The sequence below is a fragment of the Winogradskyella sediminis genome (assembly GCF_003387355.1).
In the GTDB taxonomy this organism is placed as follows: Bacteria; Bacteroidota; Bacteroidia; order Flavobacteriales; family Flavobacteriaceae; genus Winogradskyella; species Winogradskyella sediminis.
On record NZ_QUNH01000001.1, the window covers coordinates 987,162 to 1,013,491 of the forward strand.

25 protein-coding genes are annotated in these 26,330 nt (G+C 32.8%); 6 read left to right on the forward strand and 19 right to left on the reverse strand.

Translation table 11 applies throughout. The features are described from left to right. Positions 1–60: 60 nt before the first annotated feature. Genes C8N41_RS04205 through C8N41_RS04215 form a run of 3 tightly spaced genes read left to right on the forward strand, consistent with a single transcriptional unit; the run spans position 61 to position 3,640 of the window. Complete coding sequence (locus C8N41_RS04205; RefSeq protein WP_115838324.1) at positions 61–537, forward strand: GNAT family N-acetyltransferase; 477 nt, start codon at positions 61–63, stop codon at positions 535–537. Next, complete coding sequence (locus C8N41_RS04210) at positions 537–1,787, forward strand: aspartate kinase (RefSeq protein ID WP_115838325.1); 1,251 nt, start codon at positions 537–539, stop codon at positions 1,785–1,787. The genes C8N41_RS04205 and C8N41_RS04210 overlap by 1 nt, the downstream gene beginning before the upstream one ends. A gap of 20 nt (positions 1,788–1,807) precedes the next feature. Next, positions 1,808–3,640 (forward strand): GNAT family N-acyltransferase, encoded by a 1,833-nt coding sequence (locus tag C8N41_RS04215; protein WP_092445471.1) that lies wholly within the window; start codon positions 1,808–1,810, stop codon positions 3,638–3,640. 92 nt (positions 3,641–3,732) lie between these two features. Here C8N41_RS04215 and C8N41_RS04220 read toward each other — a convergent pair whose 3' ends face one another. From C8N41_RS04220 to C8N41_RS04315, 19 genes are all read right to left on the reverse strand, one after another. After that, positions 3,733–4,179 carry a TM2 domain-containing protein gene (locus C8N41_RS04220; RefSeq protein WP_092445469.1) on the reverse strand — a complete coding sequence of 149 codons (447 nt, stop codon included), beginning with the start codon at positions 4,177–4,179 and terminating at the stop codon, positions 3,733–3,735. A gap of 67 nt (positions 4,180–4,246) precedes the next feature. Next, entirely contained in the window at positions 4,247–5,011 is a 765-nt protein-coding gene (locus C8N41_RS04225; RefSeq protein WP_115838326.1) for a sulfite exporter TauE/SafE family protein, read from the reverse strand. A gap of 24 nt (positions 5,012–5,035) precedes the next feature. After that, the gene (locus tag C8N41_RS04230) at positions 5,036–5,422 is read right to left on the reverse strand and encodes a VOC family protein (RefSeq protein WP_092445465.1); all 387 of its coding nucleotides are present in this window, start codon (positions 5,420–5,422) and stop codon (positions 5,036–5,038) included. 58 nt (positions 5,423–5,480) lie between these two features. Beyond that, positions 5,481–5,936 carry a DUF1801 domain-containing protein gene (locus C8N41_RS04235; RefSeq protein WP_092445463.1) on the reverse strand — a complete coding sequence of 152 codons (456 nt, stop codon included), beginning with the start codon at positions 5,934–5,936 and terminating at the stop codon, positions 5,481–5,483. Positions 5,937–5,966: 30 nt separating this feature from the next. Beyond that, positions 5,967–6,905, reverse strand: coding sequence for a 2-hydroxyacid dehydrogenase (locus C8N41_RS04240; protein WP_115838327.1), 939 nt, complete (start codon positions 6,903–6,905; stop codon positions 5,967–5,969). A 47-nt stretch (positions 6,906–6,952) separates the two neighbouring features. Beyond that, positions 6,953–8,326, reverse strand: coding sequence for a magnesium transporter (mgtE, locus tag C8N41_RS04245; RefSeq protein WP_172837588.1), 1,374 nt, complete (start codon positions 8,324–8,326; stop codon positions 6,953–6,955). Positions 8,327–8,385: 59 nt separating this feature from the next. Continuing rightward, positions 8,386–9,162: a 16S rRNA (adenine(1518)-N(6)/adenine(1519)-N(6))-dimethyltransferase RsmA gene (gene rsmA, locus C8N41_RS04250; protein WP_115838328.1), complete on the reverse strand. Its 777-nt coding sequence runs from the start codon at positions 9,160–9,162 to the stop codon at positions 8,386–8,388. Between the two features lie 187 nt (positions 9,163–9,349). After that, entirely contained in the window at positions 9,350–9,670 is a 321-nt protein-coding gene (locus C8N41_RS04255; RefSeq protein WP_092445457.1) for a DUF4286 family protein, read from the reverse strand. 140 nt (positions 9,671–9,810) lie between these two features. Further along, the gene (locus tag C8N41_RS04260) at positions 9,811–11,595 is read right to left on the reverse strand and encodes a tetratricopeptide repeat protein (protein ID WP_115838329.1); all 1,785 of its coding nucleotides are present in this window, start codon (positions 11,593–11,595) and stop codon (positions 9,811–9,813) included. A 449-nt stretch (positions 11,596–12,044) separates the two neighbouring features. Further along, the gene (serS, locus tag C8N41_RS04265) at positions 12,045–13,316 is read right to left on the reverse strand and encodes a serine--tRNA ligase (protein WP_115838330.1); all 1,272 of its coding nucleotides are present in this window, start codon (positions 13,314–13,316) and stop codon (positions 12,045–12,047) included. Between the two features lie 165 nt (positions 13,317–13,481). Then, on the reverse strand, positions 13,482–14,789 hold the full coding sequence (locus C8N41_RS04270; RefSeq protein ID WP_115838331.1) for an HTTM domain-containing protein: 1,308 nt from the start codon (positions 14,787–14,789) through the stop codon (positions 13,482–13,484). Then, complete coding sequence (locus tag C8N41_RS04275) at positions 14,782–15,690, reverse strand: bifunctional riboflavin kinase/FAD synthetase (protein ID WP_092445449.1); 909 nt, start codon at positions 15,688–15,690, stop codon at positions 14,782–14,784. The genes C8N41_RS04270 and C8N41_RS04275 overlap by 8 nt, the downstream gene beginning before the upstream one ends. 56 nt (positions 15,691–15,746) lie before the next feature. Then, a complete protein-coding gene (pth, locus tag C8N41_RS04280; protein WP_115838332.1) occupies positions 15,747–16,379 on the reverse strand; it encodes an aminoacyl-tRNA hydrolase in 633 nt (210 codons plus the stop codon). Between the two features lie 117 nt (positions 16,380–16,496). Further along, positions 16,497–19,151: a TonB-dependent receptor gene (locus C8N41_RS04285; protein WP_249033240.1), complete on the reverse strand. Its 2,655-nt coding sequence runs from the start codon at positions 19,149–19,151 to the stop codon at positions 16,497–16,499. 28 nt (positions 19,152–19,179) lie between these two features. Then, positions 19,180–19,941: a GLPGLI family protein gene (locus C8N41_RS04290; protein WP_170137086.1), complete on the reverse strand. Its 762-nt coding sequence runs from the start codon at positions 19,939–19,941 to the stop codon at positions 19,180–19,182. Then, a complete protein-coding gene (locus C8N41_RS04295) occupies positions 19,931–20,152 on the reverse strand; it encodes a hypothetical protein (RefSeq protein ID WP_147298927.1) in 222 nt (73 codons plus the stop codon). The genes C8N41_RS04290 and C8N41_RS04295 overlap by 11 nt, the downstream gene beginning before the upstream one ends. A gap of 736 nt (positions 20,153–20,888) precedes the next feature. Next, positions 20,889–21,677, reverse strand: coding sequence for a GLPGLI family protein (locus tag C8N41_RS04305; protein WP_092445438.1), 789 nt, complete (start codon positions 21,675–21,677; stop codon positions 20,889–20,891). 50 nt (positions 21,678–21,727) lie between these two features. Then, entirely contained in the window at positions 21,728–22,000 is a 273-nt protein-coding gene (locus tag C8N41_RS04310; RefSeq protein ID WP_092445436.1) for a hypothetical protein, read from the reverse strand. Between the two features lie 460 nt (positions 22,001–22,460). Next, positions 22,461–22,883: a hypothetical protein gene (locus tag C8N41_RS04315; RefSeq protein WP_115838337.1), complete on the reverse strand. Its 423-nt coding sequence runs from the start codon at positions 22,881–22,883 to the stop codon at positions 22,461–22,463. Positions 22,884–23,132: 249 nt separating this feature from the next. Between C8N41_RS04315 and C8N41_RS04320 the strand changes: the two genes are divergently transcribed. From C8N41_RS04320 to hppD, 3 genes are all read left to right on the forward strand, one after another. Next, complete coding sequence (locus C8N41_RS04320; RefSeq protein ID WP_115838338.1) at positions 23,133–24,293, forward strand: homogentisate 1,2-dioxygenase; 1,161 nt, start codon at positions 23,133–23,135, stop codon at positions 24,291–24,293. A gap of 21 nt (positions 24,294–24,314) precedes the next feature. Continuing rightward, a complete protein-coding gene (locus tag C8N41_RS04325; RefSeq protein ID WP_092445429.1) occupies positions 24,315–24,788 on the forward strand; it encodes a CCC motif membrane protein in 474 nt (157 codons plus the stop codon). A gap of 154 nt (positions 24,789–24,942) precedes the next feature. After that, positions 24,943–26,103: a 4-hydroxyphenylpyruvate dioxygenase gene (gene hppD, locus C8N41_RS04330; protein WP_092445427.1), complete on the forward strand. Its 1,161-nt coding sequence runs from the start codon at positions 24,943–24,945 to the stop codon at positions 26,101–26,103. Positions 26,104–26,330: the final 227 nt, after the last annotated feature.

A 26,330-nucleotide genomic window follows, 5' to 3' on the forward strand; every position in this document is an offset into this window, starting at 1 on the left:
TAGTTTAAAAAATTGTTTTGTAAAGCGAGTTTAGATTATCTTTGAATCTTTTATAATAAAATGAACCAACCTAGATTAGCACGTATCGAAGATATGCCTAGAGTTTTAGAACTCATTCAAGAATTGGCAACTTACGAAAAAGAAGCAGATGCTGTAGAAATTTCAACATCTGATTTAGAAAATGATGGTTTTGGACCCAACCCAAAGTTTACTTGTTTTGTTTGTGAAGTAGGAAACCGCATAGAAGGTATTGCCTTAGTTTATCCTAGATATTCTACATGGAAAGGCGAAATTTTGCATTTAGAAGATCTTATTGTAAGCAAAGCCAGTAGAGGCAAAGGTTTAGGGTCTCAACTTTTAGATGCCGTTGTATCTTACGGAAATCAACGTGGTGTAAAACGTATCAGTTGGGAGGTTTTAGATTGGAATGCGCCTGCCATAAAATTTTATGAAAGTAAAGGAGCAGATGTAAAACGCGATTGGAATGTTGTACATCTAGACGAACAAGGAATTAAAAATTATATAAACCAAATCTAATGCGCATTTTTAAGTTTGGAGGTGCATCTGTAAAAGATGCAAATGGTATAAAAAACTTAGCAAAGGTTTTAGAAACTACAGGTTATGATAACACTTTGGTTGTAGTTTCTGCCATGGGAAAAACAACAAATAGAATGGAGTTGGTTATCAAAAACTATTTTGAAAACAAACACGAATTGCAGAGCTCTATTCATGAAGTAGTGAAATATCACGATGATATTTTAATAGATTTATTTGACAATAAACGTCATCAAGTTTTTTCAGATGTTAAGACGCTTTTTGATGAACTAAATACCTTTTTTAAAAGTAATAAGTCTCCAGATTATAACTACGTTTATGATCAAGTTATTGGCTATGGAGAGCTAATTTCAACCACCATAATAAGTCATTATCTCAATGAAATTGGTTTAAAAAATAATTGGGTTGATGTTAGAGAGTTCATTAAAACCGATAATTATTACAGACGCGCTAATGTAGATTGGGAAAAAACACAAGAAAATATATCATCGCAATTAAATGCGCGTATTTTAAATATTACTCAAGGATTTTTAGGGAGTGATGCTAATAATTTTACAACCACATTAGGAAGAGAAGGAAGTGATTATACCGCAGCTATTTTTGCGTATTGTTTAAACGCAGATAGTGTAACTATTTGGAAAGACGTACCAGGTGTTTTAAATGCAGATCCACGTTATTTTGAAAATGCACAATTATTACATCAAATATCTTATAGAGAGGCTATTGAGTTGGCTTTTTACGGAGCTTCAGTAATTCATCCTAAAACACTTCAACCTTTACAAAGAAAGGAAATACCTTTATATGTGAAATCGTTTTTAAATCCTGAAGGCGCTGGGACTTGTGTCAGTAAAGAAAAAGGTATTAATCCAACAGTACCGTGTTTCATAGTTAAGAAAAATCAAACTTTAATTTCGTTATCCTCTTTAGATTTTTCATATATTATGGAAGAAAATATTAGTGAAATTTTTAGTTTATTACACCTTTATAAAATGAAAGTGGATGTTATTCAGAATTCGGCTATTAGCTTTTCTGTTTGCATTGAGAATTTATTTGATAACTTAGACAAATTGTTACAACACTTAAAGGCTAAGTTTAAGGTGGTTTGTCATAATAATGTGAGTCTTTATACTATAAGACATTATAATGATGATGCGATAAATGATCTAGAAAAAGATAAAGTAGTATTGTTAAAGCAGTTAGCTCAGGGTACAGTTCAAGTTGTTACTAAATAAATAGTTGTTACATTTGTTTTATGGGGAAATCATCTGATAACGGTTTAGTAACCGCAAAAGAAGTTGCTAAAGCAATCCATGCTGATAAGTATGGTTTCTTAGGCACCTTCCTTGGTTGGGTTTTGATGAAAGTCCTAAAAATATCGACCTTAAATAAGTTTTATAAGCGCAATCAGCATCTAAGTGATGTTGCGTTTTTAGATGCCATTTTGGAAGAATTTCAGATTAAATTTGAAATTCCTGAAGAAGACATGAAACGCTTGCCTAAAGATGGCCCTTATATTACTGTTTCTAATCATCCACTCGGTGGTATTGACGGCATTTTGTTGTTAAAGTTAATGATAGAACAGCGCAGTGATTTTAAAATTATTGCCAATTTTTTACTACATCGTATAGCGCCATTGAAACCTTTTATAATGCCTGTAAACCCGTTTGAAGGCAGAAAAGATGCTGCAAGTAGTATTGCCGGATTTAAGAATGCAATTTTACATTTAAGAGATGGGCACCCTTTAGGTGTGTTTCCGGCAGGTGAAGTCTCTACATACAGAGATGGCAAATTAGTTGTTGATAAAGAGTGGGAAGTTGCAGCAATGAAATTAATACAGAAAGCAGAAGTCCCTGTGGTACCTATTTACTTTCATGCTAAAAATAGTCGTCTATTCTATAGACTCTCTAAACTTAGCGATACGTTACGAACAGCAAAATTACCTTCAGAATTGTTGAGTCAGAAGAGACGTGTCATTAAAGTAAGGATAGGCCGTCCTATATCTGTTAAAGATCAGAAAGAACATCCAACACTTCCGGAATTCTCAGAATTTTTAAGGAGAAAAACATATATGTTGTCTAAGACTTTTGAAGATAAACCTAAAATTTTAGACAATTTACAGTCGCAATTGAAAGTGGCAAAAATGCCAAAACGAATTGTGACTCCAATTGCTCCAAAAATCATGATTGCTGAAGTAGATAAACTGCGCGTTAGTGATTGCAGGTTATTAGAGAGTAAGAATTATGAAGTGTTTTTAGCCTCAGCCAAAGACGTTCCTAATATTTTACGAGAAATAGGACGACTTAGAGAAATTACCTTTAGAGAGGTTGGAGAAGGTACTAACGAAGCCATTGATTTAGATAAATTTGATACGTATTATCATCATTTGTTTTTATGGGATAACGAAAAAAATCTCATAGCTGGTGCCTACAGAATGGGCTTAGGCTCTAAGATTTATGAACGTTTTGGTATTGATGGATTTTATCTTCAAGATTTATTCCGTTTTGAGCCCGAATTACATAAAATGATGAGTCAGTCCATTGAAATGGGGCGTGCGTTTATCATTAAAGAGTATCAGCAAAAACCAATGCCATTATTTTTACTTTGGAAAGGTATTGTGCATATTACATTGCGTTTTCCTGAACATAAATATCTCATTGGTGGTGTAAGTATAAGTAATCAGTTTTCTAATTTTTCAAAAAGTTTGATGATTGAATTTATGAAATCACATTACTACGATCCTTATGTGGCGCAATATGTACATCCAAAAAAGGAATTTAAGGTAAAACTTAAAGATGCTGATAAGGACTTTGTCTTTGATGCTACCGAAGCTGATTTAAATAAATTTGATAGAATAATAGATGAAGTAGAACCAGGTGCATTGCGATTACCGGTATTGCTTAAAAAGTATATTAAACAAAATGCAAGACTAGTGGCATTTAATGTAGATCCGTTGTTTAATAATGCGGTTGATGGTTTAATGTATATAAAAATTGCAGACCTGCCAGAAAGTACTGTGAGACCAGTAATGGAAGAATTTCAAACGGAGCTAGAGCGCAAGTTCATGGAGAACCATGAGGACAAGTAAAATCTAGGATAGACTTGTATAATGCTGAAAGTAAAAAATAAAAAACCCAGAATGTGAGTTCTGGGTTTTTAGTATATAATAATTCCGTTTGTTTAGAACCAAGGTTTTTTGCCAATTTGGTAAGTTCTATAGAATTCTTCGTCAGATTTAGTTAAATAAATGATACCTTCTATTAAGCCCACTAAACCAGTTAGCCATACAACTATAACTCCGATTCCAATACAAGATAATACAATACCTAATAATGTTATTCCTAATAAAATGCCGCCTTCTTTATTATAGCCTAAGATAAATTTATGCACGCCAAAGCATCCTAAAATAATTCCTAATATGCCTGCTAAAACTTTTTTGTTTTCTCCTGAAACAGTGTTAAACGTTTCCTTAGCACTATCGGAGAATTCCTTAGCGGATTCTTTAGCTTCATCAGAAAATTCGTGCGCCTTTTGGCTTATTTTATCACCTGCTTTTCGCGCATTATCCTTAGCGTCGTCTAGCATATCGTTAAGATCATTGCCTAAATCTTTGTTATCATCTGACATTTTTTATAAGTTTTTGGTTAGACTATAAAGTTAATTAAATATTATAAAATATACATTGTAAAGTTTATTATCTAAACAACATTACAATACCTCCAGTAGCTGTTGCAATTAAAATAAAGTGTCTGTAATTGACATTTGAAATTCGTTTTACAACTGATGTTCCCAATAAAAACCCTAAGAGTACTGCAGGAATTAATACGGAGTTTAAAGCTAGAGTTTCTACAGTTACGGTTTCCCAAATAAAAATATGAAACGGAAGTTTAATAAGATTAGCAATAAAAAATATCCATGCTGCAGTACCTATAAATTCATTTTTTGGAAAGCGCATGGTTAAAAAATAGATATTGGAAACAGGGCCAGCTAAATTACCTATCATAGTTGTAAAACCAGTTAAAAGTCCCATGCCTATAGAAAATAATTTGTGCGTAGGTAAGTCTTTAGATTTGCGCTTTTCTAGATAAAACATAAGACCTACAGAAACCAATATAATAATAGCCATTAGTTTTTTAAAAACGTATTCTGAAATATCATTACCAATCCATACACCTATTAAAATACCGACTACTATCCATGGCATTAGTTTTTTTATAACGGCCCAATCTGCATGTCTATTGTAGTAAATTACGGCCAAAATATCTGCGCAAATAAGCATAGGAAGTAGAATGCCTGTAGAGGCTTTTTCTCCAAATACAAAGGCGAGTATCACAATGAGAATAATACCAATACCTTTAATTCCGGATTTGGATAGACCCAAAATAAAAACAGCAGCTCCAATGGCTAACCAGTGTAGTACTGTGAGATTATAAGATTGAAGAATTTCTAAATAAGACAAAAGCGCTGTTTTAACCTATTATATTTACTTAAAAGCACTATCCACAGGTTCCCACAGCTCTATTTTATTACCGTCATTATCTAAAATCCAGCCAAATTTACCGTAATCGTATTCTTCCATGTCACCGACAATGGTAACGCCTTCAGCTTTTAAAGTTTCGAGGAGTTCCTTTAGGTTTTCAACTCTATAATTAAACATAAAGTCTTTTTTTGAAGGCTCAAAATATTTTGAATCACTGGCAAACGGACTCCATTGTGTAGAGCAATCCTTGCCTTCCTTGTCTTTCCACCAAAACGTAGAACCATAATCATCGGTATTAAAACCTAAATGTTTTTGGTACCAATCTTTTGCTGCTTTTGGATCTTTAGTTTTAAAGAATATACCTCCAATTCCTGTAACACGTTTTTTCATTTTTTTTCTAAGTTGATTATAGGGTTATAATAAACGGAAAATCTATAGATAATTCTGTTTATTTTTTTAGCACTGATTCATAGAGGCTAATCCATTCTTTACAGGTCATTTTTGTGACTAATTCACCTATAAGTTGAAACGGTATGTCGTCTATTTTTTTAAATCGTATACAGCTTTTACCCATGTCTAATTTACGTTTGCAGTGTTTGGGATATTCGTTAACAAACCAATCGTGTAATTTGGGATCTGCATAGATGCCACTATGATAAAGATTAATTGAATTTTTTTGTGAAGCAAAACTCATAAAAGGTAAAGGGGTTTTGGGATCACAATGGTAGCCATCTGGATAGACCGAATGTGGTACATAATAACCAATCATATTGTATTGAATGCCTTCTTCAAAGTCCTTAGGTAAGTTTTCTTTTATAACTTGTCTTAAGGTTTTGAGTGCGTTTTGTCGCTCTTCAGGAACTTGATTTATATAATCTTCAGGAGATGTGGCTTTGTATGTCATATTTAAATGGAAATGGTAAAGTGGTCTAAGTTAGCAAAATTTTGCTTTTATCTTATCAACTATAGTTTGAGAAAGTTTAATATTACTTTCTATGGTCCAGCCAGCAACATGAGGTGAGAGTAAAACCTGATCTGAATGAATTATATATTGAAACGCGGCTGGCATCTCATGAGATGAAAATAAATTCTCAAACGATGATTTTTCATATTCTAAAACATCTAATCCTGCACCTAGAATTTTTCCAGATTTTAAAGCCTTGACTAAATCTTCAGTGACCACGCTTTTTCCACGTGCGGTATTAATTAACCAAAATGGATGTTTAAAGGCGTTTATAAAATCTGAATTAATCATATCTACGGTCAATGCAGTTTGAGGTGTATGAAGACTTAAAACATCAGATTTTGCTTGTAGTTCTTTAAGCGATACTTGTTTGGCATTTGCATCACCCACACCGGTTTTTATATCGTAACACAAAACTTCGACATCAAATCCTCTTAGTTTTTTAGCGAAAGCTTTTCCCATATTACCATATCCTATAAGTCCTACCGTTTTTCCGTCTAATTCTAAACCACGGTTTTCTTCGCGTAGCCATTGTCCTTGTCTCACTTCTTTATCAGCTTTATTCAATTTGTTAAAAAGTGATAATAACATCCCTAAAGCATGTTCGCCAACCGCATTGCGATTGCCTTCTGGTGCAGAAATGAGATAGATGCCTTTTTGTAGAGCGTAGTCGCAGTCAATATTTTCTAATCCGGCTCCAACACGGCCAATAAATTTGAGGTTTGTGGCAGCATCTAAAAATGATTTATCAATACTAAATCGGCTTCGAATAATTATACCATCGTATGTCGATATTTTGGTTTCAATAGCAGCTTTAGAGGCTGTATAATCTTCGTGATTAGTATATCCTAATGCATTAAGTTGATTAAGAAGGAGCGGATGATTAGAGTCTATGTGTAGTATTTTCATGGCTACTAGTTTAGGCAAGTGTTAATAAATAAAAAGGCATTATGTAGTTAAATACCTAAAATCAATTTTGCGATTAAGAAGTAGATTAAAATACCAAAAACATCATTACTTGTGGTAATAAATGGACCTGTAGCAACAGCTGGATCAATACCTCTTTTATCTAGAAAAATTGGAATAAAAGTACCAATTAACGCTGCCATTATAATCACAGCAATTAAGGCTATACTAATAGTAAAAGATAGGATATAAGTAGTGCCAAACCCAAAATGAGTAATTAGAATGGCTACGAGCGATATGGCAAATCCGTTGACTATACCCAGTAAAAGCTCTTTAAATAATCGTTTTAATATTTTACCATCAATTGTGCCATTAGCTAAACCCTGAACGACAATAGCAGACGACTGTACTCCAACATTTCCGGCTGTAGCTTGTATTAATGGTACAAAGCTTAATAAAGCTGTAAACGTACCGAGATTGTCATTAAACTGCTCAATGATACTAGCAGCTCCAAGACCACCAAACATACCAATAAATAGCCAAGGTAAACGCGCTTTAGTAAGTTTAAAAATGCTGTCATCGGCTTCTACATCTTGAGAAATACCAGCAGCTAATTGGTAATCTTTATCAGCTTCTTCACGTATAACATCTATAATATCATCAATGGTAATTCTACCTAATAAAATTTGGTTATCATCTACCACAGGAATGGCTTCTAAATCATATTTAGCCATTACTTTTGCGACGTCTTCAACATCATCAGAAACATGAACCCAATCCACGTTTTCTTTAGCGATGTCTGCGATTTTAGTATCACTTTTAGATATAATTAAATCTTTTAAAGACAATCTGCCAATCAGTTTATCTTTCTTATCAACAACATAAACAGAGTGTACTCTTGTAACATCTTTAGCTTGTCCTCTAATTCTGCGTAAACACCCAGCAACGGTCCAAGTTTCGTAAACTTTCACTAGTTCTTTAGCCATAAGTCCACCTGCAGTATCTTCTGCGTAAGCTAAAAGTTCTTGGATTTCTTCTCTGTGCTCGTTGTCTTCAATTTGCGAAATGACTTGGGCTTGTCGCTCCTCAGGAAGTTCAGCAATCATATCTGCCGCATCATCAGTATCTAGTTCTTCAATCTCTTCAGCAATTTCTTTGTTAGAGAGATTTTTAAGTACCTTTTCTCTAATGTCCTCATCGAGTTCCATGAGGATTTCTGATGTTGTTTCAGAATCTAAAAGTTTAATGACATAGACTGCATCTTCTAGGTTTAATTCATCTAGAATCTCAGCGATATCAGCGTGGTGATATTCCTTTAAAAGGGTCTTTAATGCTTTGTCGTTTAGTTCGTCGACAAGGATTTCTACCTTTTCAATAAGCTCATCGGTAAGTTGAAATTGTATGTTATCCTGAATTTCTTCCACGTAATTTTTTTGCTGTTTTTATGGCATCATAACTGGGCTAAATTTAACAGCCGAGAACATTATTTTGTGTCATTCTCTATCAACGATGTTAGTTCAATAAATTGAGAAACACTCAGTTGTTCTGGTCGTTGCCCAAAGATAGTATTTGCTTTTAAATTATCCGATAGATTGAAGGTTTTTAAACTGTTTCGTAATGTTTTTCTTCGTTGTTGAAAACCTGTTTTTACAACTCTAAAAAATAGGTTTTCATCGCAAGGCAGCGTGTAATTTTCTTTGCGTTTTAGTAAAAGTACTCCCGAATCTACTTTAGGAGGTGGATTAAAAACCGTTGGTGGTACTGTAAATAAATATTCGGCATCATAAAATGCTTGAGTTAAAACCGATAAGATACCATACACTTTAGATCCTTCTTTAGAACAGATGCGTTTAGCAACTTCCTTTTGAAACATCCCAGAGAATTCAGGGATTTGATGTCTTAATTCTAAAGTTTTAAATAGAATTTGAGACGATATATTATAAGGGAAATTACCTATAATAGCGAATGGCTTATCTTTAAAAACAAGATTTAAATCGTATTTTAAAAAGTCTTTTTCTATAATTCTATCAGCGAGATGAAGGTAGTTGTTTTTTAAATAGTCTACCGATTCAGTATCTATTTCAATAACATGTGTTGTTATATCTTTTTTTAGAAGATACTTGGTGAGCACTCCCATTCCTGGTCCGATTTCTAAAACATCATCATAGCCTTCAAGCGATAAACTATCGGCAATATTTTGAGCAATAGATTCGTCTTCTAAAAAATGCTGGCCTAAATGTTTTTTTGCTTTTACTGTCATGTATTTATTTTTCTCACCAATGCCAAGTGGCGTAAGATGTTATGGTACAAAGATACATTGAGATATACAGAGATTCGCAGACTTGTAAAGATAATCTCTATTTATCTCAATAATTGCGAGAGATATTGAATGTAGACCGTTAAAAGTAAGGTTAAACCTTTTGTTGCTCTAAGCTCGGTATAAAAATTTACTTAAAAGTAACAGCATACTCGTCAACAACTTCTAATTCTGTTCTAAAAGATAAGACTTTATCTCCAAAACGTTGTAAACCATCTTGCTTTAATCGTTCTGCATGTTCTGCGTAATAAGAATCTAAAGCGGCTCTAGAATGCGCTCTGTATTGTACAGAATAAGTATCGGATTCGTCATCGTCAACTAAAACTTTAGTGAGTTTTGCTTCTTTAAATTTACCAGTAGACAACACTTGAGGTATGTGTTCTTTAACCCATTCTAACCACTCTTGGGTAATGCTTTTGTCTATGTTTAAGGTAACGTTGTAGATGATCATCGTTTCTGTTTTAAGTGTGTAATTGAAGCTGCAAAAGTATGAAAATTGTACTTAAACTTATAAGTATTACATGGCATGGCTGCTAGTAGGTATTGCAATACGTAACGATGTGTGCGAAATTATTATTGGATTACTATAATTTAATTTAAAGAGTCGCCACGAAGCATTCTATACTTCTTACGTGCTTCAATAAAGTAAATACTGTCCTGATGTTCAAATATAATTTTTTCGTAGAGTAGTTTGGCTTCTTCAGGTTTTGCTAAATAGTTAACATAAAGTTCCGCTAAATCATACAGCGTATCATCTACTAAAATATCTTCTCCGTAATCTTTTAAAATACTTCGGTAGTTATTTTCCGCTTTGGTGTAATGTTTTTTCTTTTCGTAAAGCTTTGCTTGTTTGTATAAAGCTTGGTCTGTAATACTTTCTCCTTTGTATTCTTCCAAAATTTTGTTTAGAAGTGAAATGGCATCATCAGTTTTATTCTGAAACGCAAATAAATCGGCTTTGGCGTAATATTTTAAAGCCGTTTGTGTGGTGTCTTCATATTTGTTATCTGAAATCAATAACTTTAAATCTAAGGCATCATTCGCAATTAATTGAGAGGTTGATGACTTTAGAATTTTAAGTTGCGACTCAGCCCAATCAAAATCACCTTTGTAATAACTTGTTTTGGCAACTTTAAATCGCGCTTCTTGTGCTATAGTACTATTTTTTAACTCGGTTTGTATTTGAGAATAAAAAATAAGAGCTTCATTAAACTTTTCTTGAAGAACTAAAATATCTGCTAATAATAATTTAATTTTTGCTTTACTTAGACGTGATACGTTTAGGGTTAAACTTTTCTTTAAGAAATTTGTAGCCGTTTTTGTATCTTTCATATGAAAGGCCAAAAATTTTCCATAGGCTAATTGTAAAGGTAGAGTGAGTCTCGATTTACCGTAATCATCAAATAGATGTTGATAGGTATCATCTATAAGCGCTAACGTTTTTTCATCAGCATGTTTTGTGTCAATCTCTAATATATATTGATGTGCTTTTAAGGCCGTCGTTTGGTCTTGTGTAGCATCTAATATATAGTTGAAAATAGACTTGGCAGTGTCGTCGTCATTGTCGTTAAGCGCTATTTCTCCCAACTCGAATATCCGGTCCAAGCTTTCTGGAAATCGTTTATAAAGCGCTTTCTCTTGAATAAACGATTTGCTATATGCTTTTTCTTGAACATATAACCAGCTCAGCATTTCATACCAATAGGTTTCAGGACTTTCTTGAATTTTCTTTAGAAGTAAACGTCGTAAGTACCTATTATTTTCATTGTCGCTTTGTTCTGAAATAAAACCACTAATAGAACGCTTCACATTGTTGAGAGAATTGGGTTTGTAATGAATATAGTCTATATAGTTTACAAACATCTGCTCTACATCACCTTGATCTCCATAAATACGAGCGAGTTGAAGACTGTAGTTTTTATCTGGAGTTAGCGTTTTGCCTTTTTCGTATAATTTAATGGCTTGGTCTAAAAGAGAATAGTTTTCAAACCTTCTAGCAATTATATAAATATAGTTTGGTCGCTCGTCTACAAAAGCAATGGCTTCGTCATAAAGTTTATTTGCCGCAGCTATACTGTCTTGAAGCTGATAATTATACCCTAAAGCCACCACCCAATCTGGATTTCTTCTTTGTGCTAAGCGCTGAGTGAGGATGGTTTCAGCATCGTTATATTGCTCTAATTGCTGATAGATGTCTACAAGCTTATTAATATAATTATAGTTAAAAGGCTTTTCTTTCAGTAGATTTTGATAAATCAAGGCTGCTTTTTTAAACTCTGCTTTTTTATAATAGCTTTCAGCTAGATCTTCACTGTTCTGCGCGAAACCAGAATAAGTAAAGACTAAAAAAAATAAAGCGACAAAGCACTGTTTCATGTTTTAGAAAGAATATAAGATAATGATACGTGTAAATATAGCAAATGCTTCAAGTAGATCTTGTGAAAAAAAGTATAAAAAAAATGCCTAAACATAAGTTTAGGCACATCACCAGCAAAATAAATGTGCTATTAACCATTATTTATGTAAAATATGATTCAGTTATTTTGGCTAAGTTAGTTATGTATGGGTTATATTGAAATCCTTAATCTTTCGTTAGATATTAAAAGACTATAAATGAATTTCAATAGTTAAAATAAAACTTTGCTTACCAAAACAATCAATGAAACAAGCAATACTATACGCTTTAGATTCTTCATAGTTAAGTTGATTAAATTTGGAATCGGCAAGTTCTAAAAAATTAACATGTTGAGCGCAGAAAGGTTAAAATAATCGATATAATACATTAAAATTTAACAATTAGTACGGCGTCTTCGTTAAAGCTTGCACTACGAAATCATATCAAAGCCTGTATATGGTATTAAAACCTCAGGTATTTTAATGCCATCTTCTGTTTGATAGTTTTCTAATATTCCGGCTAAAATTCTCGGTAATGCTAAAGAACTTCCGTTTAGGGTGTGGCATAATTCATTTTTACCTTCACTATTTTTAAAACGTAATTTTAAGCGGTTGGCTTGAAATGTTTCAAAGTTAGATACTGAAGATACTTCTAACCAACGGTCTTGTGCAGTTGAAAATACTTCAAAATCATAGGTTAATGCAGAAGTAAAGCCTAAATCTCCACCACATAGTCTTAAGATTCTATAAGGTAGTTTTAAATCTTCTAAAATTTCCTGTACATGTTTTACCATGCTATCTAGCGCTTTGTAAGAGTGCTCTGGGTGTTCAACACGAAGAATTTCAACTTTATCAAATTGATGTAATCGGTTTAGACCCCTTACGTGTGCTCCATAGCTTCCTGCCTCGCGTCTAAAACAAGGTGTATAACCCGTAATTTGAATCGGTAAATCACTTTCATTTAAAAGCGTATCCCTAAACATATTTGTTGCAGGTACTTCTGCGGTTGGGATTAAGTAAAGGTTATCTTCAGCAACATGATACATTTGGCCTTCCTTGTCTGGTAATTGCCCAGTGCCAAAACCAGAGGCTTCATTTACTAAATGTGGAACTTGGTATTCGGTGTAACCAGCTTCTGTATTTTTATCTAAAAAATAGGTGATTAAGGCACGTTGTAATCTAGCGCCTTTTCCTATATAAACCGGAAATCCTGCGCCTGTAATTTTGTTACCTAACTCAAAATCGATGATGTTGTATTTTTTTGCTAATTCCCAATGCGGAAGCGCATTTGCATGTAACTTCGGAATGTCCCCAACTCTTAAAGTCTCTTCGTTGTCTTCATCTGTGTTTCCTGCTGGTACAATAGGATTTGGAACATTAGGTATTTTATATAATACATCTGCAAGGGCCTTAATTTTATTATTAAGTTCTTGTTCTAATGTTTTTGTAACCTCTTTTAATTGGGTTGTTTTTTCTTTTAAAATATTGGCTTTTTGAGCTTCGCCAGATTTGTAAAGATGACCAATTTCTTTAGATAATGTATTCGACTCTGCTTTAGTACTGTCTAACTTGGTCTGAATGGCTTTTCGGTCCTCGTCAAAAGCAATGGCTTCATTAATCATTTCTGTAGCATCAATATTTCGTTTAGCTAAACGCGCAATGATGTCTTCTTTGTTCTCTTGTATAAAAGCAACTTGTAACATATCTATTTATTTTGGATGATGCCAATTGGCATGCGAAAAACAAGCCACAAAAGTAAAAAGAAAAAGCCCACAAAAAAATATATAGGTTCTATTTTATACGGTGAATTTAGAGAATAAGAAAGAGGGTTAATTATAGACTGACTTTTTTATACACACAAGCTCAAATTATTGTGAAGGTAAGATCCATTTGTGGTGTTTAAAGTGATGCCATTCTTCATTAGCAAGATCTACTTTTGGATCTATAAGCTGTTTTCTAGGCTTTCCGTTTACTCTAATAAATGCATTGACATACACTTTAACAGGAATCCCTTTATTAGCAAAATCGTGTTTTAGGTGTTGCGCAAACTGCCAAATTACATCGGGTTTTGTACTGGCGCTACGTTGTTGTTTTCGGGTTAAGTAATGACTGAGTCTAATTGGGATCTCTCGACCTGTGTTGGCGTCAACAACCTTGTAGTTTGTTCTGCCACTTTTTGCTCTTAGCATCATTCTCCAAGAAAGACGATGGCCTTCTTCAGTCCATAGTACATCATCTTCAAAAAAGTGATGTCTTAATGGTAAGGCTATCTGAATTATAAAATATATAGAAAATACCGATAGCAAAACAGTGCTGTATTTTGGTACTATAACAGCGTTATCATTATAATAGATCTTTCGTTTAAAAAAAATATTCTTAATTGTTTTTGGTTCAAAAAAGAAGAGGCTAAACGCCAAAGACATATATGGAAAGATACCAATATGAAATATAAACGAATTAAAAAGGTGAAAGAAAATAGAAGCAAAGAAGGCGTATTTTCTAGTTTGTTTTATAAGTAATAATGGAATTATTAAACCATCAAATAAAATACCTCCATAGGCTAAAACATAATGCACTATTTCTTCTTGAAGAAGCTCGCCAACCACATAGAAGTCGGCTTTACTTCGCATTAATATTTTCATTACGGTACCATCTAGCCAATCAGGATAAAATTTAGCAGCAGAAGCATAACTATATAGAATAAATAACTGAAGTACAAAAAACCATTTGCACCAACTAGGCATAGAATTGCTCTTAAGCGAAGGGTTAAGTTTTACATCTATTGAAGCGTAGCGATTTGCTGGAAAAAACACCATTAAAAAACTTAATAGCATTAATAAATAATAATGGTTGTTGTATGACGACTTTTGCATTAGGTACGTTCCTGTCCACATTACAGCAAACATTAAAACGCTCAATCTGTATTTGTAACCCAACATTATAAAGAGTCCAAAAATTCCCATTACGGCGTAATATGCATACATCCAATCGCCAGGAAGCGGTTGTAACCACTCAAATCCAATAAAAGAAAAGGTGAATTTAGGTTCTATAAGTGTGCGTCTAATCCAACCCGTAAAAATGGCTCCAAAGGCTTCTAAAAAACACAATAGACCAAAAATGATTCTGAATACAATGAGTCCGGAATTGTCTATATGTTTAAATAGAAACTTATGCATTTAAGGTTTGTATATAATTTGAAGCATTTGTCATATCTTTTTGAAGTTGCATTTTTAAAGCTTCAAGATTCTCATATTTTTGTTCGCTACGCAGGCGTTTTAAAAACTCAATTTTTAATTCGGCATTATAAATATCTTGGTTAAAGTTAAAGAAATGCACTTCAATAGAACGCGTTTTGCCATCAACTGTTGGGTTGGTGCCAATATTCATCATTCCAAAAACTATTTTGTTCTCAATTATAGATTTCACAACATACACGCCATCACTAGGAATCAGTTTGTAGGTCGCTGTAACGTTAATATTTGCGGTAGGGAAATCTATGGTTCTTCCCAGTTCTTTGCCTTTAACAACTGTACCAGTTATAAAAAAATTATAACCCAAATAGGAATTTGCTAAATCTACTTCGCCACTATTCAGTGCGGTTCTAATTTTTGTAGAGCTTACGGTAACGTCTTTGAGATCTTGAGCTGAAATTTCTTCAACTTTAAAGTCATAGAGGTTAGCAAATGCTTTAAGGTCTGTTATATTAGCACTTCTATTTTTGCCAAAGTGGTGATCGTAACCAATTACGATATGTTTAGAGTTTAATTCGTCTACTAAAATTTGTTTCACGTAATCTTGAGCAGAAAGGTTGGCAAAGTCTTTGGTGAATTTTTTGACAACAACTTCTTCTATACCCAGAGATTTTAGTAATTCAATGCGTTCTTCAATGGTATTTAAAAGTTTAATAGAATCGTCTTTTTGAAGCACCATTCTTGGATGCGGAAACAAGGTGAGAACCACAGGAACGTAACCTTGCTTTTTAGCAAGAGCTACCACCTGTTTAAGGATTTTTTGATGTCCAATATGAACACCGTCGTAGGTGCCAATGGTTGTTACTTTTTCTGATTTTGAATTCAAACCTAAATGTATTGCGCTTTTACCAATGGTAAACTCTTAGAAAACAAAACTAAATTTTATTTTCCATTAAATTGGTTCATTGTAGTATTTACTCCAGCTAAAGCGAAAGATTTAACAAGATCTGCCGAAATCTTTAACCGTTCTTTCAGTTGTGTATTTTCGTCTTCGGTCCATTCACCTAAAACGTAATCGACTTGACGTCCTTGGCTAAATTCAGCGCTGATACCAAATCTAAAGCGGTTATATTTTACAGTTTGTAATTTATCTTGGGTATCCTTTAATCCGTTGTGGCCTCCATCGCTGCCTTTCGTTTTTAATCTAAGTGATCCAAAAGGTAGATTTAAGTCGTCAGTAACCACAAGTAGATTTTCCAATGGTATTTTTTCTTTCTCTAACCAGTACTTTATGGCTTTTCCGCTGAGATTCATAAACGTACTTGGCTTTAAAAGAATTAAGGTTCGTCCTTTTATTTTTAGTGTAGCAACATCGCCAAGCTTTACAGTTTCAAAAGTTATGTCATTGGATTTAGCTAAATAATCGAGGATTTTAAAACCAATATTATGTCTGGTATTTGTATATTTTTCGCCTATGTTTCCTAAACCAACGATTAAGAATTTTTTCATTGTATCTTCTTCTGTGTGTTCTGTTTTATCATTAAAACCAAACCATGTTTTTAATAAATTTCGCATAGCGTAGTCTTGCTTGGTGCAAAAGTAAAAAGAAGTTGACTAAAAACTAATTATATTGGAATGGTCTTAGTGTTGTAGGTTTAGTTTTTGAGGCTATTTTAAAGATTACAAATAGAATTATAACTTATAACTCACTTTAAACATCACAATTCTTGGTAAAATAAATGTTCTACTATCACTAATCACAAAAGCATTAAAGGAATTTTGTTGTTTAAATTTCACATCAAACAAATTAGTCGCATTAACCTCAAATCCCCAAGGACTATCTTCTTTTTGGTAAAATAAGGACGCATTTGCCGTGTCAAAAATGGTTTGAGTTGCTTGGCTTTTATTAGAGTAATTATCAAAGGTATAATCTGCTTTAAAGATAAAGTCGTTTAAAAAGTCGTATTCTAAGATGACTTCTAATTGGTCGTTTTCAAATTTAGAGGTGTTATTTAAAGCTTTGTAATTATTAAAGTCTTTGGTGTAATTGATTTCTATGTTAGGATAATTTTTAAAAGATGTTTCTATGCCAATGGTTGAAGAAATAGACTTTGAAATATTAAGATTCGTTTCGTTATTTAGAATTTGAAAATTATCATTATAGCTAAAACGACTACTCAGATTATAACGAATTTTATTGATTTTTTTTGAAACGCGTCCACTAAGCATCCAATTATGTTCTGGCTGGTCAAACATTATAGCTGTATTAAAGGATTCAATACCATTAAGTTCTGAAACGGTTTTGATGCTTTTTATACGTTTATTAAAACTGGTATTTACGTTGAGATTTAAATTTTTAAACAAACTAAACTTATAATAACTCAAGGTTGCGGAATGGTACAATTGGTTTTCTAACTGATTGTTTCCTCTGTAAACACTATTAAAATTAGAAAGTATAAAATTATTAGCCAATTGATTAATGCCAGGAAAACGCGCATTCAGTTTGTATTTAAAATTGAGTTTCTCGCTATTATTAAATTCTACTTTAGTGGTGAATTGCGGTAATAACAAATTTTTAGAAAACGTTTCAGCATCATTAAATTGTTGTGTTCGCCATAAATACCCATGATAAAAAACGGCAGGTTTAAACGTAGCGATACCAATTTGAAATTTATACTCTAATCCCAAATACGAATCTATAAAGCTATATCCAAAATCATTACCAAAACCAGCCGAACTAAAATTATTAATACGACCATCACTCAGCAATTGTACATCTTCATTGTAGAAATCATTAAAAGAGGTGTTAATGCCAACACTTGTATAAAGGTGGTTAAAATTATTAATTACCCAATAATCTTTTATAATGGCATTAAAATTATGCGACGTTGATTTTTTAGTTTGAAGAATAGTATACACATCGGCATCTTCCAAAGGAATTAAGCCTTGTAAAACCTGTTGATTTGTGAGCCACTCGGTAATAGGTTTATCATTCTGAAAATAATAAGTCGCTTCTAAAGTAGCTGTATGTGCTATAGACAATTTACGACTGTAAGTAATATTTTGTTTTAGATTAAGTGCCGTAACATCTGTTAAAGTCGTAATGCTATTGTTTTGGTCTGGGTTAATTGTATTTACAAAACCATGACTATCATTATTGGTCACTTTTACAAAAGCATTATAAGCAAAATCTTCGTTATAACTTGGTTTGTAATCAACGGTGACCTTGCCAATAGTAAAAAAGTTGTTAAGATTATTAGTAACGGTTCTGTCTTCTGTAAAAGGGTCCTCTATATTTTGGTAAGCATTTAACGTATTGCTCGCCGTTTGGGTTTTAGAGTTAGACGTAATTAAATACCCACTAATATCTGTAACATTTGAAACCGATTGTCTAATATTTAAGGCTCCAAATTGGTTAATATTATCTGTGTAATCTTGGTTGTTAAGGTATTGAGTAAAATCGCTATTAAAGAGACTAAAATAACTACTTGCATCATCTAGCAATTTGCTAAAACCACCTTCAAACTCCAAGTAATCTTGAAAACTAAAACTCTTTATTCCTTGGTTGTTAAGGTCGCCTATAAAATTAACATTGGTTTTTGGGCTGTAATAAAAAATATTGGGATGCAATAGATAACGTTCTTCAATACCACCACCAGCTTCAATATCACCAAAGACAAATTTCTTTTTGTCTTCTTTTAACAAGATATTCATTGCCATATCCTCAGAATCTTGTAAGCCTTTGAGCATAGCAACCTCATTGTAATTGTCTAAAACCTCAACTTTCTCCACCGCATCTGCTGGGATATTATTTACAGCCAATTTACTATTGCCTGTAAAGAAAGTTTTGCTTTCTACTAAGACCTTAGTTACTTTTTTACCTCGCACAGTAACATTACCTTCTCTATCTACTTCTACGCCTGGTAGTTTTTTTAAGGCATCTCGTAGTTTTCGCTCTTCGCCAGTTACAAATTTTGTAACATCATAGGTGATGGTATCTTTTTTTACCGTAATTGGTGGTGTGTATTTTATGTTTACCTCGTCTAATTGATTTGGATTTTCTTTTAGGATGAAATTTTTGGTTAGATCTTGGTCTGTGGTGGTAATGGTTAGTTTTTGTGGTTTGTAGCCTATATAGCTAACCGTAAGCTCGTAGGTTTGGTTTTTAAAGAGCCCTAATTTGTAACCACCATCGTTATCCGTAATGGCAAACCTTACCTCGATGTCGTCTGTTTCTGGTATGGCCAGAATATTGGCGTAGGCTAGCGGGTTTTGTATGGAATCAGTTACTTTGCCTTGGACTTTGATTTGTTGGGCAATTATTAATATAGGAAGTCCAAATGTCAAATAGAGAATTAGTATTTTTAATCTCAATTTAATTTTGATTTCTGAGTGATAAATGTTTTTCTCTTATCATGATATCGTAGTCCTTTTTAGAAATGTTTTTTCCCTTACTCAAATCTATATTATCACTTACAGACTTATCGTTATTAATCAAATTTAATGTTGTAACGTAAAATATAGCTGAACCATTATTAGAAGAACCTTCTAACACTAAACCAGGCAAACCATCAATTCCAGCAGGGCCAAAGGGTGCGGGTATTTCGGGTGTAAACCATGCTTCTACTAAATACTTAACGTCTTTTTTTCTAATAAAACTAGATTGTACGATTTCAGTTACAGCTCTATAACATTTGTAACCTGATATGTCTTTTGTTTCTTTTGTTATATTCCAATTATATTCATTAAATGGATTATATATATTAAAAAGCTCTCCAAAGAATTCTTTTTGTTTGATGTTTATAGAATCTTTTAAGTTTTTGTAGTTTTTACCACCAACTAGACTAGATGCTACCTTTATATTTTTAACATCATCTAATTGCATTTCTTCATTGACTTGGAAAACACTTAAAGAATCATTAAAAATAAGTTCGTAATTGCTTTGTTCAATAGAGCGAATCATTTTTTCCTTTTTATTTTGAAAATCTTTATTTATAGAATCGGTGGTTTTTTTTTGTTTAATGGCTACATTATATCCAACCACAGAAGTTCTTTGGCAATAAGCCAAAGAACTAATAAGTGATAATACAAATAATAATTTAAACTTATTTGTAACTTTATTTTTTCTAAAGATCATCCCATGCATATTGACAGTCAAGAAGGGTTTCTAAATACATATCTAATAAAAAAGTGTCATCAAATAGCATATCTTCATCATGAACGATAAGATAATCAACATAATTACCAGCTATTTCGTAACATATATCGTCTCCTTCTTGCGCCTTTAATGCTGGTGACACACTCATTAAACTTGATGCAAACATTACCACAGCCAAAAGGCTAAACATTCTTTTCTTCATAATTTAAGATTTTAAACCCATCACAAATTTTTAAAATGGGTTGGTTAATAACTAATGTCTCCCTAAAACTTAGGGAATAGAAGTCTTTTAAATTTAGAAGTCATTTGTTTTCTCATTAAGGGAATGAGAAGTAGAAGTCTTTTTTGTTAGAAGTCTTTTTTTTGTGCTATTAATTTTAATTCTCAGGGATAAAAAATAAAAAAGCTTGCACAAGCTATAATGTTAACATTTATGTTGTCCACATTCTTAAGAGCGACTTCTACGTTACTCTATAAAATGCTTTCAGCTCTGTAAATCTAAAAAAAAATAAATGGAAACCACCTAATTAAAAACACTTTAAATATTAAAGAAATGTTAACTGCGGAAAAACCGTAATTGAAACTGTGGAATAATTAAAATTTTAACAGTTTTGCATTTGGATTTTAACACTAAGTTTTTGTAAGTGAACGAGTTACTGTTGTGTTTAAAATGTAATCAGTCCTTGAGAATTGGAGGTTTTGAATACTCTTTTTTGTTATTTCTAATTTGTAGCTGCCATCGTTTGCTGTGATGGCAAATTTTACGTCTTGGTCGTCTGCTGTTGGGGTGGCGAGGATGTTGGCGTATGGTAATGGGTTTTGCATGGTGTCGGTTACTTTGCCAGAGATTTAGACTTGTTGAGAATAAGAACAATGCCAAAATAAAATAGCTACAATGAGTAAAAAAGTAAACTTCAATTATATTTTTAATTTAAATAAGAACCCTTTTTTAGTAAATTACGGCTTATCTTTTCATATTCTTCTAAACTTACTTTCTTGCCCTTAGTGGGTGTTTTTATTTTTAGCTCTTTAACATTTAAATCAACTTTATTTGCAGTAGTTAAAATGCTACCATAATTAGAAGTTACATTAACTTCAAGAATCAAACCAGGTAATCCACTATAGTCAAAAGGACCAAAACTTACAGGTATTGATTGTGTGAACCACACTGTTACCTTTTTTTTTGCACCTTTATTAACCGCATTTTTAACTTTTAAAGTAGCAGTGGCTTTGTAACAAATAAAGTTGCAAATAGTTTTTTTATCTTTGGTAATAGTCCAACTTATTGAATTCCTTTGATTAAAAATTAAAAAGTCTTTACCGAAAGTGTTTTTTGCTAATAATTCTTCATTAGTTTTTAGATTATAGTAATATTCGCCCGAGTTTTTTGTTATTGAATTGAAGAAATTTCGAACACTAGCTTTTATTTCATCTTCATCTAAAGTCTTTCTGGTTTTATAAGTAGATTGATTCTCTATGATTTTTAGTTCTGAAATGGCGACCATAGAATATAAATAATCGTTGAAAATAATTTCCTTATACCTGTTAGCTGCTTTTTCTTCAGCACTTATGGTCTTGTCTTCTTTAGTGTTATTTTTCTTTTGTGGTTTTATGATTTTTGTTTGATATGTTACTTTATAATTGTGATTATTTTGCGCCCATGAATTCATAGCAACTAGAAAAGCGAAAAGAAAAATAATATTAAGCCTACTCATAATTTTAATTTAAATAAATAGAGCAGGTCGTTTAACCCACTCTATTTTAGTTAGTTATTTCCAATCTGATATTGATCCTCAAAGAATCTGCATAGTGAATAAATTGCTACTTCATAATTCCATGCATCTTCATGGCTTGCATTTGGATTAGCCTGAAAATAATCATAAACAGCACGATTAGCAACACCACGACACCAAGAGTCGGGAGTGTCCTCAGTTTTACACTCACATTCTGAAGTTTCTTCAGAGTTATCAATATTAATGGGGCTATCAGCACTAATAAAACTAAAAGCTAAAAATAATGTGAGAAAGATATTCTTCATAATTTAAGATTTTAAACCTATCACATTTTTTAAGATAGGTTGGTTAATAAATAATGTCTCCCTAAAATTTAGGAAATAGAAGTCTTTTAATTAGAAGTCAATTGTTTTCTCATTAAGGGAATGAGAAGTAGAAGTCATTTGGTTAGAAGTCTTTTTTTTGCGCTATTAATTTTAATTCTCAGGGATAAAAATAAAAAAGCTTGCGCAAGCTATAATGTTAACATTTTTTTGTCGTCCACATTCCTAAGAGTGACTTCTACATTACTCTATATAATGCTTTCAACTCTGTAAATCTAAAAAAAAAAAAATGGAAACCACCTAATTAAAAACGCTTTAAATGTTAACTACGGAAAAACCGTAATTGAAACTATAAAATAATTAAAACTTTAACAGTTTTGCGTTTGGATTTTAACACTAAATTTTTGTGTGTGAGTGCGTTGCTGTGATATTAAGAATGAAATTAATCGTTAAATATTAGAGATTTAAGATAACCATTAACCGCATAATCTATAAATCTCGAAATCATAACATCACTGCCACTAACTGTGTGAGTCAAACCATCTTCTAATGGGCCGCAACCTCTAGAATAATTGAAATCATTTTGGTAGTTGTTTTCAAATAGGTTCAAGTTGGATAATAGTTTTGAATTAAATACCTCAGAATTAAGCTCAAAATCAGTGTCAGCTTCCAACATAGAAAACTTAGAATCGTTTTGTTGAAATTCGAAAGCCAATGGTGTTGCGATTTTTGTAAATTCAAAAGCAGTTACTTCTTCATTTGAAAATGAAGAAGTACTAAAGTCTACTTTTTTAAAGTCTAAGGTTTGGGCAAAACAAAATGAACCTAGTACAAATACAAAAACGAATGTAATACGTTGTTTCATTTTAAATGATTTTTTCTAATACTTTAAAAATATCAAAAATTTATGGATATTTGTGATTCTATGACACCATTCTGGGCAAACATAAAATTGCATCTTCATTTCCTTATCAAAAGGAATCCAGAATAAATATGCCATATTCCTGCGTTGGTAGGAATCTCTTCAAATTTTATTACCTTTAAAATTATTAGTTAAGTGTCACCTTGAGCGCAGTCGAAAGGTCTTTTGTAACATTTAAAACCATTTAAAAACATGCCATTCTATCATAAATTAGGAAAAATTCCACCAAAACGCCACACGCAGTTTAAAAAACCAAATGGCGATTTCTATTACGAGCAATTATTCGGTACTATTGGTTTCGATGGTATGTCCACGAATAGCTATCATGAGCAACGTCCAACACAAGTCAAGGAAATTAAAAAACAATACAGTGTTGCACCAAAAGTAGCCAAGGAGAACAATATGCAATCGTATCGTTTTAGAGGCTTTCAAGTACCACCAGAAAACGATTATTTAGACAGTCGTAAAATAGTCCTCACCAATAGCGATTGTAATATCATATTAGCAGCTCCAAAACAGTCTACAGAAGATTATTTCTATAAAAATACCGATGCCGATGAGTTAATTTTTATTCACAAAGGCACAGGGAAATTAAGAACGCATCTCGGCAATTTAGATTTTAAATATGGAGATTATTTATTGGTGCCAAGAGGTGTTATTTATAAACTTGATTTTGACACCGAAGATAACCGTTTGTTTATTGTGGAGTCGCGACGACCAATTTACACGCCAAAGCGTTACCGTAATTATTTTGGGCAATTGTTAGAGCATTCACCATTCTGTGAGCGCGATTTACGTCAGCCATACGAATTGGAAACCTATAATGAGTCTGGTGAGTTTTTAATTAAAATAAAAAAGAACGACGACATTTTTGATATGGTCTATGCCTCGCATCCTTTTGATGTGGTAGGTTATGATGGCTATAATTATCCGTATGCCTTTTCAATTCACGATTTTGAACCGATTACTGGTCGCGTGCACCAACCGCCTCCAGTGCATCAAACTTTTGAAACCGATGCTTTTGTGGTGTGTAGTTTTGTACCACGTTTGTACGATTATCATCCAATTGCGGTGCCTGCACCATATAATCACAGTAATATAGATAGTGATGAGGTGTTGTATTACGTGGATGGCGATTTTATGAGTCGAAATGATATTGCAGCTGGTCATATTTCATTGCATCCTGCCGGTATTCCGCATGGTCCACATCCTGGAACCATGGAAAAAAGTATAGGGAAGACTAAAACCGAAGAATTAGCGGTTATGGTAGATACCTTTAAGCCTTTAAAAGTAACTGAAGACGCCTTAAAAATTGCTGACGAAGATTATTTTAAATCGTGGTTAGAACATTAATTAATAGGAAAATAATTATAAATGAATCAAAATAAATTACCTGCAGATCCGCTTTCACTTATTTTAGGAATATTAGCATTGGTTATTGGTATTGCAGGCTGTTGCTGTTATGGTATAACCGCAATTGTACCTTTAATTTTGGCTATTATTGGTCTAATTTCGGCAAATAAAAGTTTACGAGAGTATGGCGAAAATCCGGAGGCCTATAATGTTCAAACACGCAGTAATGTTAATACAGCAAGGATTATTAATATTATAGCTGTGGTTTTAAATGGACTTGTGTTGTTGTTGGCACTAGGGATGCTTGCTTTTTACGGCACATTAATGTCTACAGCTATTTTAGACGGTATAGAGAACGGAGATTTTGAAGACGATTACTATGACGAGTCTGAATATGAAACAACTATAGAATCTGAGAATTCGGAAAATTGGGACGATGACACCTATATTATTGAACAGGAAGTTGATTCTGTTAATCTAGATTCAATACAATAGAAATAGATTATAGTATTTAAAAAAATATATAACACAATTACAACTAACAAAAATCGAAGAATATTGGAAGAATTTTAAAGATGACAAAGATTTTTAAAATAAGCGATAAGAGTTACTTCTCTTTTTTCTAATATCTCGATTCTAAATAAACATTATGGCAAAAGAAGTAGAAAACGTAAATTACGGCTTAGAAAAAATTTTTGATGGAGCACAAGACTTCCTTCCGCTTTTAGGAACAGATTATGTGGAGTTTTATGTAGGTAACGCCAAACAAGCTGCACACTTTTATAAAACAGCATTTGGGTTTCAATCCTATGCGTATAAGGGGTTAGAAACGGGTTCAAAGGATTCTGTGAGTTACGTGCTAAAACAAGATAAAATACGATTAGTACTTACCACTCCTCTAAATAGTAAGTCTGAAATTAATAACCATATAGTGCAACATGGAGATGGTGTTAAGGTGGTGGCGTTATGGGTAGATGATGCACGTAAATCTTACGAAGAAACTACAAAACGTGGAGCCAAATCATACATGGAACCAACGGTTGAGCAAGATGAGCACGGTGAAGTAGTACGAGCAGGAATTTACACTTATGGTGAAACTGTACATATGTTTGTGGAGCGTAAAAACTATTCAGGAACATTTATGCCAGGCTTCGTAGAGTGGAAAAGTGATTATAATCCAGAACCAACAGGGTTAAAATATATTGACCACATGGTTGGTAATGTAGGTTGGGGAGAAATGAACACGTGGGTAAAGTGGTACGAAGATGTGATGGGCTTTGTAAATTTCTTATCCTTTGATGATAAACAAATCCATACTGAATATTCAGCTTTAATGAGTAAAGTAATGAGTAATGGAAATGGACGAATTAAGTTTCCAATTAATGAGCCTGCTGAGGCGGCTAAAAAATCGCAAATTGAAGAGTATTTAGATTTTTACGAAGGTGCAGGTGTGCAGCATATCGCCGTAGCAACAGATGATATTATTAAAACCGTATCCCAATTAAAATCGAGAGGTGTTGAGTTTTTATCAACTCCTCCAGAAGAATACTACAGAGCAGTGCCTGGAAGATTAGAAGAGCATAGTCATGCGCTTAGAGAAGATATTGAAACCTTAAAAGGTTTAGGTATTATGATCGATGCTGATGAAGAAGGTTATTTGCTTCAAATTTTTACCAAACCAGTAGAAGACCGACCAACCTTGTTTTTTGAAATTATTCAGAGAATGGGAGCACGAGGTTTTGGAGCTGGGAACTTTAAAGCTTTGTTTGAGTCTATAGAACGAGAGCAGGAAAAGCGAGGTACCCTTTAACAATCATAAAAGCGCGTTTATTTATTTCTAATAAACGCGCTTTTCTTTTGCTATATAGGTTTTAGCATTTCTATTAATGTATATCTCTTTGTAAAAGGACAAAACTTACAGGTATATATAAACTTATATCTAAATAATTTTCAGAGTAGAGCCTACGATGTTGCTCATTGGTATTTCAAAGATTTTATACATTTGGAATAGTAATTGTATTTAAGATAATTGTAACG

Excerpts from the sequence above, each read along its gene's own strand:
- C8N41_RS04205 (WP_115838324.1), top strand. The coding sequence starts at position 61 with ATGAACCAACCTAGATTAGCACGTATCGAAGATATGCCTAGAGTTTTA.
- C8N41_RS04210 (WP_115838325.1), top strand. The coding sequence starts at position 537 with ATGCGCATTTTTAAGTTTGGAGGTGCATCTGTAAAAGATGCAAATGGT.
- C8N41_RS04215 (WP_092445471.1), top strand. The coding sequence starts at position 1,808 with ATGGGGAAATCATCTGATAACGGTTTAGTAACCGCAAAAGAAGTTGCT.
- C8N41_RS04220 (WP_092445469.1), bottom strand. The coding sequence starts at position 4,179 with ATGTCAGATGATAACAAAGATTTAGGCAATGATCTTAACGATATGCTA.
- C8N41_RS04230 (WP_092445465.1), bottom strand. The coding sequence starts at position 5,422 with ATGAAAAAACGTGTTACAGGAATTGGAGGTATATTCTTTAAAACTAAA.
- C8N41_RS04235 (WP_092445463.1), bottom strand. The coding sequence starts at position 5,936 with ATGACATACAAAGCCACATCTCCTGAAGATTATATAAATCAAGTTCCT.
- C8N41_RS04240 (WP_115838327.1), bottom strand. The coding sequence starts at position 6,905 with ATGAAAATACTACACATAGACTCTAATCATCCGCTCCTTCTTAATCAA.
- rsmA (WP_115838328.1), bottom strand. The coding sequence starts at position 9,162 with ATGACAGTAAAAGCAAAAAAACATTTAGGCCAGCATTTTTTAGAAGAC.
- C8N41_RS04255 (WP_092445457.1), bottom strand. The coding sequence starts at position 9,670 with ATGATCATCTACAACGTTACCTTAAACATAGACAAAAGCATTACCCAA.
- C8N41_RS04260 (WP_115838329.1), bottom strand. The coding sequence starts at position 11,595 with ATGAAACAGTGCTTTGTCGCTTTATTTTTTTTAGTCTTTACTTATTCT.
- serS (WP_115838330.1), bottom strand. The coding sequence starts at position 13,316 with ATGTTACAAGTTGCTTTTATACAAGAGAACAAAGAAGACATCATTGCG.
- C8N41_RS04270 (WP_115838331.1), bottom strand. The coding sequence starts at position 14,789 with ATGCATAAGTTTCTATTTAAACATATAGACAATTCCGGACTCATTGTA.
- pth (WP_115838332.1), bottom strand. The coding sequence starts at position 16,379 with ATGCGAAATTTATTAAAAACATGGTTTGGTTTTAATGATAAAACAGAA.
- C8N41_RS04290 (WP_170137086.1), bottom strand. The coding sequence starts at position 19,941 with ATGATCTTTAGAAAAAATAAAGTTACAAATAAGTTTAAATTATTATTT.
- C8N41_RS04295 (WP_147298927.1), bottom strand. The coding sequence starts at position 20,152 with ATGTTTAGCCTTTTGGCTGTGGTAATGTTTGCATCAAGTTTAATGAGT.
- C8N41_RS04305 (WP_092445438.1), bottom strand. The coding sequence starts at position 21,677 with ATGAGTAGGCTTAATATTATTTTTCTTTTCGCTTTTCTAGTTGCTATG.
- C8N41_RS04310 (WP_092445436.1), bottom strand. The coding sequence starts at position 22,000 with ATGAAGAATATCTTTCTCACATTATTTTTAGCTTTTAGTTTTATTAGT.
- C8N41_RS04315 (WP_115838337.1), bottom strand. The coding sequence starts at position 22,883 with ATGAAACAACGTATTACATTCGTTTTTGTATTTGTACTAGGTTCATTT.
- C8N41_RS04320 (WP_115838338.1), top strand. The coding sequence starts at position 23,133 with ATGCCATTCTATCATAAATTAGGAAAAATTCCACCAAAACGCCACACG.
- C8N41_RS04325 (WP_092445429.1), top strand. The coding sequence starts at position 24,315 with ATGAATCAAAATAAATTACCTGCAGATCCGCTTTCACTTATTTTAGGA.
- hppD (WP_092445427.1), top strand. The coding sequence starts at position 24,943 with ATGGCAAAAGAAGTAGAAAACGTAAATTACGGCTTAGAAAAAATTTTT.